Source organism: Acidovorax sp. sif0632 (assembly GCF_019218805.1).
GTDB classification, from domain to species: Bacteria; Pseudomonadota; Gammaproteobacteria; order Burkholderiales; family Burkholderiaceae_C; genus Acidovorax; species Acidovorax facilis.
The window spans coordinates 92,957-105,400 of record NZ_JAHUWW010000003.1 but is presented as its reverse complement, the minus strand read 5'-3'; the positions used below and the strand labels follow the sequence as shown (position 1 = coordinate 105,400).

The 12,444-nt window shown below is 65.0% G+C and carries 8 protein-coding genes; 6 read left to right on the top strand and 2 right to left on the bottom strand.

Annotation, left to right across the window (positions count from 1 at the left end; genetic code table 11):
- The first annotated feature begins 22 nt into the window (after positions 1 to 22).
- The 3 genes from clpS (at position 23) to KW832_RS10430 (ending at position 4,207) form a co-directional block, all read left to right on the top strand.
- Positions 23 to 391 (top strand): ATP-dependent Clp protease adapter ClpS, encoded by a 369-nt coding sequence (gene clpS, locus KW832_RS10440; protein WP_055396693.1) that lies wholly within the window; start codon positions 23 to 25, stop codon positions 389 to 391.
- A 57-nt stretch (positions 392 to 448) separates the two neighbouring features.
- Positions 449 to 2,797 (top strand): ATP-dependent Clp protease ATP-binding subunit ClpA, encoded by a 2,349-nt coding sequence (gene clpA, locus KW832_RS10435; protein WP_055396695.1) that lies wholly within the window; start codon positions 449 to 451, stop codon positions 2,795 to 2,797.
- Positions 2,798 to 3,073: 276 nt separating this feature from the next.
- Positions 3,074 to 4,207: a hypothetical protein gene (locus KW832_RS10430; RefSeq protein ID WP_218299851.1), complete on the top strand. Its 1,134-nt coding sequence runs from the start codon at positions 3,074 to 3,076 to the stop codon at positions 4,205 to 4,207.
- A gap of 40 nt (positions 4,208 to 4,247) precedes the next feature.
- On the opposite strand, the gene KW832_RS10425 is transcribed toward KW832_RS10430, so the two are convergent.
- Positions 4,248 to 5,621 carry a lytic murein transglycosylase gene (locus KW832_RS10425; RefSeq protein WP_218299850.1) on the bottom strand — a complete coding sequence of 458 codons (1,374 nt, stop codon included), beginning with the start codon at positions 5,619 to 5,621 and terminating at the stop codon, positions 4,248 to 4,250.
- 212 nt (positions 5,622 to 5,833) lie between these two features.
- Here KW832_RS10425 and sbcB point away from each other — a divergent pair, with 212 nt between their 5' ends.
- From sbcB to KW832_RS10410, 3 genes are all read left to right on the top strand, one after another.
- Positions 5,834 to 7,282: an exodeoxyribonuclease I gene (gene sbcB / locus KW832_RS10420; protein ID WP_218299849.1), complete on the top strand. Its 1,449-nt coding sequence runs from the start codon at positions 5,834 to 5,836 to the stop codon at positions 7,280 to 7,282.
- 153 nt (positions 7,283 to 7,435) lie between these two features.
- On the top strand, positions 7,436 to 8,683 hold the full coding sequence (locus tag KW832_RS10415) for a cystathionine gamma-synthase family protein (RefSeq protein ID WP_055396703.1): 1,248 nt from the start codon (positions 7,436 to 7,438) through the stop codon (positions 8,681 to 8,683).
- Positions 8,684 to 8,712: 29 nt separating this feature from the next.
- Entirely contained in the window at positions 8,713 to 10,068 is a 1,356-nt protein-coding gene (locus KW832_RS10410) for a protein kinase (protein ID WP_121420335.1), read from the top strand.
- A 42-nt stretch (positions 10,069 to 10,110) separates the two neighbouring features.
- Here KW832_RS10410 and KW832_RS10405 read toward each other — a convergent pair whose 3' ends face one another.
- Complete coding sequence (locus KW832_RS10405; protein WP_218299848.1) at positions 10,111 to 12,390, bottom strand: EAL domain-containing protein; 2,280 nt, start codon at positions 12,388 to 12,390, stop codon at positions 10,111 to 10,113.
- Between the last annotated feature and the right edge of the window lie 54 nt (positions 12,391 to 12,444).

The window sequence follows — 12,444 nt, the reverse complement described above, 5'->3', positions numbered from 1 at the left end:
GCATGCCGCGCGGATCGCTAGAATGATTTTCATGGCAACAAAACCACCTTCACCCCCCACCGCGCTGCCCGTGACCCGGCCCGCGCGGGATGATGGCGGTTCGGTCGTGCTCGAAAGACGCACCCAGAAGACCCAGCCGCCGCAGATGTACCAGGTGGTCATGCTCAATGACGACTACACCCCCATGGAGTTCGTCATCGTGGTTTTGCAGGAGTTTTTCAGCAAGGACCGTGAACAAGCCACCCAGATCATGTTGAAGATCCATCTCGATGGCAAAGGCGTCTGCGGTGTTTATTCCCGCGATGTGGCTGCCACCAAGGTGGAACAAGTGCTTGACGCCGCCCTCAAGGCGGGCCACCCACTCCAATGTGTCAGTGAACCTGTTGAATAACAGGTTTTTGATCCCGATCTACAGTTATCCCTTCCACGCAAGCACAAAGGAGTTCACATGATTGCCCAGGAACTGGAAGTCAGCTTGCACATGGCCTTTGTTGAGGCCCGTCAGCAGCGCCACGAGTTCATCACCGTGGAGCATCTGTTGCTTGCACTGCTCGATAACCCCAGCGCAGCGGAGGTGCTGCGCGCATGTTCGGCCAATATCGATGATCTGCGCTCATCGCTGGCGAACTTTATCAAAGACAACACGCCCCAGGTGGCTGGCACCGATGAGGTGGACACGCAGCCCACGCTGGGATTCCAGCGTGTGATCCAGCGCGCCATCATGCACGTGCAGTCCACGGGCAATGGCAAGAAGGAAGTCACGGGTGCCAATGTGCTCGTGGCCATCTTTGGCGAGAAGGATTCGCATGCCGTGTACTACCTGCACCAGCAGGGCGTGACGCGCCTGGACGTGGTCAATTTCATTGCCCACGGTATCAAGAAGGGCGAACCCCCAGAGCCTGCCAAGCCGGACAACCAGGCGGAAGGCGAAGAGGGTGGTTCTTCTGAGCGCAACGAGAAAGCCTCGCCGCTGGAACAGTTCACCCAGAACCTGAACCAGGCCGCCAAAGACGGCAAGATCGATCCGCTGATCGGGCGCCACTACGAGGTGGAGCGCACGATCCAGATCCTGTGCCGCCGCCGCAAGAACAACCCACTGCTGGTGGGTGAAGCTGGCGTGGGCAAGACGGCGATTGCCGAGGGTCTGGCCTGGCGGATTACCCAGAACGATGTGCCTGAAATCCTGGCCGAGGCCACGGTGTACTCGCTCGACATGGGCGCATTGCTGGCAGGCACCAAGTACCGGGGTGATTTTGAGCAGCGCCTCAAGGGCGTTCTCAAGTCGCTGAAGGACAAGCCCAATGCGATTTTGTTCATCGACGAGATCCATACGCTGATCGGTGCGGGTGCCGCGTCGGGCGGCACGCTGGATGCCTCCAACCTGCTCAAGCCCGCGCTTTCCAGCGGCCAGCTCAAGTGCATTGGTGCAACGACCTTCACGGAATACCGTGGCATCTTCGAAAAAGATGCAGCGCTGTCGCGCCGTTTCCAGAAGGTGGACGTGGTGGAGCCCAGCGTGGCCGAAACCATCGACATCCTCAAGGGCCTGAAGTCGCGCTTTGAAGAGCACCACAGCGTGAAGTACGCGGCGGCCGCCCTGCAGGCTGCAGCCGAGCTGAGCGCCAAGTACATCAATGACCGCCATCTGCCTGACAAGGCGATTGACGTCATTGACGAAGCCGGTGCAGCGCAGCGCATCATGGTGCCGAGCAAGCGCAAGAAGACCATCGGCAAGGCCGAGATCGAAGAGATCGTGGCCAAGATTGCGCGTATTCCGCCTGCGAATGTGTCCAATGACGACCGTGGCAAGCTCCAGACGCTTGAACGCGACCTGAAGAGTGTGGTGTTCGGCCAGGACAAGGCCCTGGAAGTGCTGGCCAGCGCGGTCAAGATGGCGCGGTCCGGTCTGGGCAAGGGCGACAAGCCCATCGGCTCGTTCCTGTTCAGCGGCCCCACAGGCGTGGGCAAGACCGAGGCGGCCAAGCAGCTGGCCTACATCATGGGCATCGAGCTCTTGCGCTTCGACATGTCGGAGTACATGGAGCGCCATGCGGTCAGCCGCCTGATTGGTGCGCCTCCGGGCTATGTCGGGTTCGACCAGGGTGGCCTGTTGACCGAAGCCATCACCAAGAAGCCGCACGCTGTGCTGCTGCTCGACGAAATCGAGAAGGCGCACCCGGACATCTTCAACGTGCTGCTGCAGGTGATGGACCATGGCACGCTGACCGACAACAACGGGCGCAAGGCCGACTTCCGCAACGTCCTGATCATCATGACGACGAATGCGGGCGCCGAGACCATGAACAAGGCGACGATTGGCTTCACCAACCCGCGCCAGGCGGGCGACGAAATGGGCGACATCAAGCGCCTCTTCACGCCCGAGTTCCGCAACCGGCTGGATGCCATCGTCAACTTCAAGGCGCTCGACGAGCAGATCATCCTGCGCGTGGTGGACAAGTTCCTGCTGCAGCTGGAGACGCAACTGGCCGAGAAGAAGGTGGAGGTTACCTTTACCGATACGCTGCGCAAGCACTTGGCCAAGAAGGGTTTCGATCCGCTCATGGGCGCCCGCCCGATGCAGCGTCTGATCCAGGACACCATCCGCCGCGCGCTGGCCGATGAATTGCTCTTCGGTCGCCTGACGGACGGTGGGCGTCTGACGGTCGATATCGAGGTGAAGACCGACGACAAGGGCGTGGAAACCTCCGAGGTGCTGCTGGACATCCAGCCGCTGGCCAAGAAGGAACGCTCTGCCAAGTCCGAGCCCGCCGAGCCCGAGGAAGCCACAGCGGACTGATGGAAACTGGCGCCACTGGCGCTTGCCGACACACACCGGCACCCTCCCGAAGCCAGCCATCATTGCGATGGCTGGCTTTTTTTTGTCCGTAGTGCAGTGTCTACAGCGTGGTGGTGGCGAAGCCTGCACAGGCAGTCTTTGCCGAGCTGGACCAGCGAACTGGTGTGCGCGAACGCCGTCCGGTGCCCCAAAATCATTGAAACGTTTTCGCACAGTTCCGCGGCAAGCCAGGACCTTTGGGGCGGCATACTGCGCGCTGACTGAGGAGACGCCCCCATGACCATGACCCCCACACCTTGCGCCCCGTTGGTTCCCGGTGATGCCTTTCGCAAGCGACGTCTGGGCGCGATCAGCCGGTGCCTCGCCATTGCCAGTTTTGGTGCCCTGGTGGCAGCTTGTGGCGGCGGCGGGGGTGATGCGGCGCCGGTTTCGCCGCCTCCGGGCTCCCCGGCGCCAGGCGCGCCAGCGCCAGTTCCGCCCCCCGGGGGCCATGTGTATGGCGATGTGCGCGGCGCAACCCTGGGTGTGGGCGCGCCGCTCAATGGCGCACTGCCGTTCCCTGCCGGCAATGACTGGAACGCGGATATCAGTGGGCTCCCCATCGATCCCAACTCTGACAACCTCATCGCCAGCATTGGCCTCTCCCGGGGTTTGTTCCCGGATTTCGGCGCGGGCCTGTGGGAAGGCGCGCCTATCGGCATTCCCTATGTGGTGGTGGCAGGTACCCAGCCGCGTGTGGCGGTGCAGTTCACCGACTACGGCGACGAGAGCGATGCAGGCCCGTACCCGATTCCGCCCAATGCCCCCATTGAAGGCGGCCCTTCCAGCGCAGGTGACCGGCACGTCATCGTGATCGACCGCGACAACAACCGCTTGTATGAAACCGGCAACAGCTACCCGCAGTCCGACGGCAGCTGGCGTGCGTCGGGTGGTGCGGTCTTTCACCTGGACAGCAACAACGTGCGTCCCACCGCCAAGCCACGATGGACCAGCGCGGACGCAGCGGGCCTGCCGATCTTTCCGGGCCTGGTGCGGTACGACGAGGCGTCGCTGGGCGCCGGTGGCATCCGCCACGCGCTGCGCTTTACCGTCAGCCAGACCCGCCGCGCTTACGTGCCGCCCGCGACCCACTGGGCATCGAGCAATACCAGCCCCAACCTTCCCCCCATGGGCATGCGCGTGCGCCTGAAGGCGGGCTATGCGATCCCGCCGGGCTTCTCTGCCGAAGCGCAGGCTATCCTCACCGCCCTCAAGACCCACGGGATGATGGTGGCCGACAACGGCTCCAACTGGTTCCTGAGCGGGGCGCCGGACGAACGCTGGAACAACGATCGCCTGAAGTCCGAACTGCGCCAGGTGCTGGGCCGCGACTTCGAGGTCGTGCGCATGGACGGGCTGGTGACGCCATGACTCCGTGGGGCGGCCAGTCGGGCAGGCCTTGGGGCTCGGCCTACTGGCGCGCCGTAAGCCGCTCCAGCAGTTCCACGGTGGGATAGCCGTCCGCCACAACGCCGATGCTGCGCTGGTAGCCTCGCAGCCCCGCGCGGGTGGCGGGGCCCATCACGCCGTCCGGGGTGCCGGCTGCAAATCCCTTGCGGTTGAGCGCCTCTTGTAGCTCCTGCAATTGCTGGCGTGAAAGGGGTGCAAGGTCGCGCGGCCAGGCGGCAACCACGGGCCCGCCACCGCCAATCTGGCGCGCCAACAGCGCCACCCCCAGCGCGTAGTTGACCGAGTTGTTGTAGCGCAGGATGACCCGGAAATTGCCCCCTACCAGAAAGGCCGGGCCTCGGGCACCTGCGGGCGTGACGATGGACGCGGAGGCCAGGGTGGGCAATGCCTGCCCGTCGATGCCGCGCACACCTTCAGCGTCCCACTGGGCTGTGGTCTGCCGTACGGAAGGGTCTGCGCGGGCGTGGTCGAAGGACGCGGGCAACTGCACCTCCACCCCCCAGGGTTCGCTCGCCTGCCAGCCCGAACGCGCCAGGAAATGCGCCGTAGACGCCGTCACGTCCGGGATGCTGCCCCAGATGTCGCGGTGGCCATCGCCATCGGCATCCACGGCGTAGGCCAGAAACACCGAGGGCAGGAACTGCGTGTGCCCCATGGCGCCGGCCCAGGAGCCGAGCATGCGGTCTGCTGCGATGTCGCCCTGGTCCACGATGCGCAGCGCGGACAACAGTTCGGCCTGGGCCCAGACGCGGCGGCGGCCTTCATAGGCCAGCGTGGACAGCGCGTCCACGGTGCGGAACGTCCCGAAATTGCTGCCGTAGTTGCTCTCCATGCCCCAGATGGCGGTGATCACGGTGGCAGGCACGCCATAGCGGGCGGCAGTGGCTTCCAGCGTGGCGCTGTGTTCGGCCAGCTTGGCCTGGCCTTGGGCAATGCGCTGCGGCGACACCGCACTGTCAAGGTAGGCCCAGGGTGTGCGCGTGAATTCAGGCTGTGCCCGGTCAAGCTCCACCACACGCGGCTGCCATTGCGCCTGGCCCAGCACTTCGCGCACCGTGCGGGGCTGGATGCCCGCCTGCAAGGCCTGCGCCGAAAACGCGTCGCGCCATGCGGCAAAGCCTGCCGCATGGTCCACGCCAGCGGTGGGGCTGCCGGTAGATGCTGCGGCATCTTGGGCCGGTGTGCTGGTGGTGGCAGGGGGGGCGCTGGCTGGCGGCGGTGTTTTCACCGCGTCCGGGCGATGGGGAGGCGCTGCGGCGCAGCCCGCCAGAGCCAGGGCTGCCCAACATGCTGCGAGGGAACGTGGGGACCAAGAGGACAAAAGGGAAGGGCGGAGCCGCGAAACGGAGGGATTGGCTGGGTGGGTGCTTTGCATGCGCCATTGTCCCGCGCTGCAGCGGCGGTGCTGCGCTGCAGGTGTATCACGGCGTGAAGCGGCATCCGAGGGGTATTTGTATTTGCTATATATTTTATAGCTGCTAGCGCTTTATCAGTATGCGCTAGGGGCCTAAAAAGCTTGTAAATCAGGTTACAGTTCACGGTCTCCCTCGCCCTGTTCTTCTGTCGCCCCCTGTTTGCCCATCGACCATGGCCCCCCACACCTTCCTTTGGCACGACTACGAAACCTTTGGTGCCAACACGCGCCGCGATCGGCCTGCGCAGTTCGCGGCCATCCGCACGGACGCGGAGCTGAACGAAATCGGCGAGCCGCTGATGTTCTATTGCCAGCCTGCCAACGACTACTTGCCCGACCCGGTGTCGTGTCTCATCACAGGCATCACGCCGCAGCTGTGTCTGGAAAAGGGCGTGCCCGAGCACACGTTCGCTGCGCGCATTGAGTCTGAGTTTGCCCAGCCCGGCACCATTGGTGTGGGCTACAACACCATCCGGTTTGACGACGAGATCACGCGCTTCATGTTCTGGCGCAACCTCATCGACCCGTATGCGCGCGAGTGGCAAAACCAGTGCGGCCGCTGGGACCTGCTGGACGTGGTGCGCATGACCTATGCGCTGCGGCCGGATGGCATCACCTGGCCAAAGAAAGAAGACGGCGTGACCCCCAGCTTCAAGCTGGAACACCTCTCCAAGGCCAATGGCCTGCAGCACGACGCGGCGCACGATGCGCTGTCAGACGTGCGCGCCACCATTGCGCTGGCGCGGCTGATCCGCCAGCACAACACCAAGCTGTTTGACTTTGCACTGAGCCTGCACAAGAAAGACCGCGTGGCCGCCGAGCTGCGCCTGCCCGCCACCACCAGCACGGCGCGGCCGTTTCTGCATGTGTCCGGCATGTTCCCCACCGGGCGCGGTTGCCTGGCCGTGATGTGGCCGCTGGCCAGCCACCCTACCAACAAAAACGAGCTGATCGCCTGGGACCTGGCCCACGACCCGCGCGAGCTGGCCACACTCAATGTGGAGGACATCCGCCTGCGCATGTTCAGCAAGGCCGACGCGCTGCCCGAGGGCGTGACGCGCCTGCCCATCAAGACCATCCACCTGAACAAGTCACCCATGGTGGTGGGCAATGTGAACACGCTCACGCCCGCGCTGGCCCAGCGCTGGGGCATCGACCTGGCCCAGGCCGCGCAGCACGCCGAGGTGGCGCGCGCGCTGCCCGACATGAGCGGCATCTGGCCCGCAGTGTTTGCCCGCCCGCAAGAGCCGGCGCCGGATGTGGACCAGGACCTGTACGGCGGTTTTGTGGGCAATAACGACCGGCGCCTGCTGAACGACCTGCGCACCCTGAGCGGCGACAAGCTGGCCAAGGCGCGTGCGAACTTTGATGACCCGCGGCTGGCCGATCTGCTGTGGCGCTACCGGGCGCGCAACTTTCCGCAAACGCTGTCGCCCGATGAGCAGGAACGCTGGGAGGCTCACCGCGCTGCCTGCCTGTTCGACGGGCAGGGCGGGGCGCGTACGGTGGAGCAGCTGTTCACCGAGATCGACGAACTTTCGGAGACCGCCGACGATGAGCGGACCCAGGACATTCTGGGCGCCTTGTACGATTACGCGGAGCACATCGCGCCGGAGAGGTAGCCCACTGAGGCGCTGCGCGCCTTCCCCCGGAGGGGGACGCACCCGGTGGCCTGGTAAAGCCGGTTCCACGGGTGCACTGGCATCAGGGCGCGCCAGTAGTGATCGCCCCGCCTCGTACGTAGACCAGTAGAAACAAAGCAGCCGCAGATTTTTATGACGACACCGCAGAACCACAGTTTCACCACCCAGATCGTGCACGCCGACCGCCTGGGCGGCGCCGAGCATGGGGCCATCCACAAGCCGATCCATACGTCTGTTCAGTACGGGTACGAGAAGATGGAAGAGCTGATCGCCGTTTTCCAGGGCACGAGCAAGGGCGGCTTCAACTATGCGCGCCAGGGCACGCCCACCACGGCGGCGCTGGAGGCCAAGATCACGCAGATGGAACGCGGGCACGGCTCCATCGTTTTCTCCACCGGCATGGCGGGCATTTGCGCGGTGTTCCTCACCCTGCTCAAGGCGGGTGACCATCTGGTGGCCAGCCAGTTCGTGTTTGGCAACACCAACAGCGTGTTCGGCACGTTGGCCGACCTGGGCATTGAAGTGACCACGGTGGATGTGACCGACGCGGCCAAAGTGGCTGCTGCCCTGCGCCCCAACACCCGCATGGTGTTTGTCGAAACCATTGCCAATCCCGGCACGCAGATCCCCGACCTGGAAGGCATTGGCGCGCTGTGCCAGCAACGTGGCGTGCTTTACGTGGTGGACAACACCGTGGCATCGCCCTATCTGTTTCGCGCTGCCACGGTGGGCGCGGGCCTGGTGGTCAATTCGCTCACCAAAAGCATCGGCGGGCAGGGCGCTGCGCTGGGTGGCGCTATCACCGACACGGGGCTGTACGACTGGTCGGGCTACCCCAACATCTTTGCGCCCTACCGCAAGGGCGACCCCAAGGGCTGGGGCCTTCAGCAGCTGCGCAAAAAGGGCCTGCGCGACATGGGTGGCACGCTGTCGTCCCATGCTGCGCACCAGCTGGCGCTGGGCGCTGAAACGCTGTCGCTGCGCATGGACCGTACCAGCGCCACGGCCCTGGCCTTGGCGCAGTGGCTGGAGGCGCACCCGGCCGTCTCGCGCGTGCTGTACCCCATGCTGCCTTCGCACCCCCAGCATGCCTTTGCCAAAAAGCTCCTCCAGGCGGGCTCATGGCTGCTGTCGTTCGAGCTGCGCAACCCCGACCAGTGCCTGGCCGTGTGCAACCGCCTGCAGTTGCCCATCAAGGCCACGGGGCTGGCCGACACGCGCACGCTGATCATCCCGGTAGCGCACACCATCTTCTGGGAGGCCGGCCCCGCCGTGCGTGCCGCCATGGACATTGGTGACAGCATGATCCGCCTGTCAGTGGGCCTGGAAGACCCACAAGACCTGCTCGCTGACTTTGAGCAGGCCCTTGCAGGCGCCTGACCTGTCAAATACCCGCCCAGGAGTCCCTCATGGCCACAGCAACCTCGGCGCCCCCCGCCAGCATCGGCAAGTACCGCATCGAGCGTGAACTGGGCCGGGGTGCGAGCGGCATCGTGTTTCTGGGGCTCGACGGCTTTAGGGGGCGCAAGGTGGCCATCAAGCAGACGCATGCCCATCTGCTGAAAGTACCCGAGCAGGCCGAGCGCTACCGCAAGCTGCTGCGCAACGAGGCTGCGCTGTCGGGCCGCCTGCGCCACCCCAACATCGTGCGCCTGCTCGATGCGGACGAGGAGGCGCTGCCCCCCTACCTGGTGCTGGAATATGTGGATGGCCAGCCCCTGTCAGCCTATGCCACGCCGGATGCACTGCTGCCCGTGCCCCAGGTGCTGGACATTGCCTTCAAGTGCTGCAACGCGCTCGAGTACGCGTGCCGCGAAGGCCTGGTGCATCGCGACATCAAGCCCGCCAACCTCATGCTGGCCAAAGACGGCGACATCAAGCTGACCGATTTTGGTGCGGCGCTGTCACTGCGCAGCGATGCCACGCAACTGTCGGGCCTGGTGGGCTCGCCGTCCTACATGTCGCCCGAGCAGGTGCGTGAACACGACCTCACGCACCACAGCGACATGTTCTCGCTGGCTGTTGTTGTGTACGAGCTGCTCACGGGCCGCCGCCCGTTTGACGGCGACACCGACTTCGCCACGCTCTACAAGATCAGCAACGAGGCGCCCACGCCACCGAGCCTGCTGCGCGCGTCGCTGCCAGCCCATGTGGACGACGTGTTGCTGCGCGCCCTGGCCAAGCAGCCCTCCGACCGTTTTGCGACTTGGGACGATTTTGCACGGGCGCTGCTGGCCGCCCACCAGAGCCTGCCCCGCCAAAAATCCCAAGACACCGAGGCCGAGCGTTTTGCGCGCCTGCGCGCGCTGCCGTTTTTTGCCGACTTTCACGACGTGGCTCTGTGGGAGCTGATGCGCCTGGGCAACTGGCGGCGGCTGGAGCGGGGCACGGTGCTGATGCGCGAAAACACGCCCGGCGATTCGTTCTGCATCCTGATCGAGGGCCAGGTGGCCGTGAGTCGCCAAGGCTGGAATCTCAGCACACTGAGTGCGGGCGTCACCCTGGGTGAAATGACCTACCTGCGCCCCGACAACAGGCTGCGCACCGCCACCGCCGTGGCCGAGTCCGAAGTGCTGGTGCTCAAGGTGCGCAACCCCGCGCTGCGCGGGGCGTCCGAAGACCTGCAGTCGTGTTTTGACAAGGCCTTCATCAAGCTGCTGGTGGGGCGGTTGATTGCGACCAACGAGCAACTGGCCGAGTGGGAGCTGGTGGCTGCCCCTCCCGCCCCGGTAACACCGGCATCGCCTTCCGCGCCGCGCGGCTGAAGTGCTTCCGTTGCGTCTGCCGCTGGCTCGGCAACCAGGGAGTCAGTGCACCACGGTTTGCAGTAGCAGCTCGTCAAGCGGGGCAGGGCGGCCCAGGGCGTATCCCTGGGCAAAGTGCACGCCCAGCCCGGTCAGCAGGTCCACGACGGCCTGGCTTTCGGCAAACTCCGCCACGGTCTTCTTGCCCATCAGGCAGCCAATTTCGTGGATGGACTTCACCATGGCGAAGCTCACCGGGTCGTCGGCCATGTTCTTCACAAACTGCCCGTCGATCTTGAGCATGTCCACCGCCAGCTCGCGCAGGTAGGCATACGACGATAACCCGCTGCCAAAGTCGTCCAGCGCAAACTGGCAGCCCCGCGCGCGCAGGGCGTGGATGAAACGGTTGGCCGCTGCCAGGTCGCCCATGGCGGCGGTTTCGGTGATCTCGAAACACAGGCGGTCGCAGCGCACCGGGGTCTGGTCCATGGCCTGCAGCACCTGGCCCAAAAAAGCGGCATCGCCCACGGACTGGCCCGATAGGTTGATGCAGCACAGCTCCACACGCTCCTGGTGTTCGGCCATCCAGGCCAGGGCTTTTTTGATGACCCAGCGGTCCACCCGCGCGGCCAGGTGGTAGCGCTCCACGGCGGGCATGAATTCGCCCGGCGAGACCCGTTGGCCGTCGGCCGTGCGCATGCGCAGCAGGATCTCGCAATGCAGGCCGTGCGGCGGGCTGCCCTGCAGTGTGCCCAGGCGGGCGATGGGCTGGCCAAACAGCTCAAACCGGTCATGCTGTAGCGCATGCTCGATGCGGCTGACCCATTCCATGACGCCATAGCGCTGCGCGAGGGCAGGGTCGTTCTCGGCATAGACGTGGATGCGATTGCGCCCCCTGTCCTTGGCCACGTAGCAGGCGCTGTCTGCCGCCTGCAGCAAGGCGCCCACGCTTTCGGTGGCGGCATCCAGCACCACGGCTCCGATGCTGACACTGACACTGAACACATGGTCGCGCCAACCAAAACGGAATGCGGCCAGTTCCTGCTGCATGCGCTCTGCGACCTTCAAAGTCTGTTGCAGGTCCTGCTGCCACAGCAGGATGCCGAACTCGTCGCCTCCCAGGCGGCACAGCAGATCCTGAGGCTGCAGGTGGGCCAGGAACAGGCGCGCCACCTGCCGCAGCAGTTCGTCCCCTGCCGCATGGCCGCAGGTGTCGTTGATCACCTTGAAATTGTCCAGGTCAAGGTAGCACACGCAGTGGCGGTCGGAGGCCTCCCGCGTGGCGGCAAAGGCCTGGGCCAGCAGGTGCTCGAACGCGCGGCGGTTGCCCAGGCTCGTGAGCGTGTCGTGCAGGGCCTGGAACTCCATTTCGCGACTCAGCCGGCTGGCCTCGGTCACGTCGCGAAACACCAGCACCACACCGTCAGCATCCCCGCCGGGGCGCAGCAGTGGTGAGGCGGACAGGTCCATCAGCAGGGGGGCTCCTGCCAGCGGTGTGGAGCGCAGCTTGGAATGCAACTGGGTGCTGCCTTGCGCCAGTGCGCGGCCCACCAGGTCGGGGGCAGCCTGGGTGCCAGGTTCGGGGGCCAGGCCCAGCACGTCCTGGTGCCTGCGTCCGCAGGCGGCGGACAGCGACCAGCCTGTCAGCGTCTGGGCTGCAGGGTTCAGGTACTGCACCAGCCCCGTGGCGTCGGTGGTGACCACGGCGTCGCTGATCGAATGCAGGGTGACCTGCAGGCGCTCCTTTTGCTGCAGCAGCGCTTCTTCGGCCTCATGCCGCGCGGTCATGAACCGCACCCGGTCCAGTGCCACGGCCAGATGCCCAGCGGTGGCCTGCATCAGTGCGATCTGCCAGGGCTTGGGGGGCCGCACACCTTCCTCGTCGCCATAAGTGCCCATGCCCAGTGCGCCCATGCGCTGGTCCGCCATGATGAGCGGCACATTGACGATGGTACGGTTGTGCAGCACGGCGACCACGGCCTTGTTGGTGCGTGGGTCGGTGCGGGCATCTTCCACCACCACGACGTGGGTGGCCTGCATGATTTCTTCGAGCAGCGCATCCCCCTCCACGGGGATTTTCATGGTCTGCAGCTGGCGGCTCAGGGCACCCTCCTCACCACTGGTGGTGTGTGTGAGGAAGTCCAGCATCCCCGAGGATTCGTCAATCAGGGCCAGCCAGACGTGGCGGTAGTCAAAAACACTCTCTCCCATGGGTTTGACGGCATCGAGCACGTCGGACAAGGTCCAGGCGCGTTCCAGGCGTTTGCACAGCTGGAGCAGGGCCTCGGAGTGCCTGCGCTCTTCGGCGTCGTGGGGCGCTGTGGGGTTGGGGGGCAATGTCATGGAACGTGGTGAAGGGCGTTTTCCGGGAGCCCTGGAGCAAGGGACGACGTGCTC

Bases quoted from the DNA above. Each gene is read 5' to 3' on its own strand.
- KW832_RS10405 (WP_218299848.1), bottom strand. From the start codon at position 12,390: ATGACATTGCCCCCCAACCCCACAGCGCCCCACGACGCCGAAGAGCGC.
- KW832_RS10410 (WP_121420335.1), top strand. From the start codon at position 8,713: ATGGCCACAGCAACCTCGGCGCCCCCCGCCAGCATCGGCAAGTACCGC.
- clpS (WP_055396693.1), top strand. From the start codon at position 23: ATGATTTTCATGGCAACAAAACCACCTTCACCCCCCACCGCGCTGCCC.
- clpA (WP_055396695.1), top strand. From the start codon at position 449: ATGATTGCCCAGGAACTGGAAGTCAGCTTGCACATGGCCTTTGTTGAG.
- KW832_RS10425 (WP_218299850.1), bottom strand. From the start codon at position 5,621: ATGCAAAGCACCCACCCAGCCAATCCCTCCGTTTCGCGGCTCCGCCCT.
- KW832_RS10430 (WP_218299851.1), top strand. From the start codon at position 3,074: ATGACCATGACCCCCACACCTTGCGCCCCGTTGGTTCCCGGTGATGCC.
- sbcB (WP_218299849.1), top strand. From the start codon at position 5,834: ATGGCCCCCCACACCTTCCTTTGGCACGACTACGAAACCTTTGGTGCC.
- KW832_RS10415 (WP_055396703.1), top strand. From the start codon at position 7,436: ATGACGACACCGCAGAACCACAGTTTCACCACCCAGATCGTGCACGCC.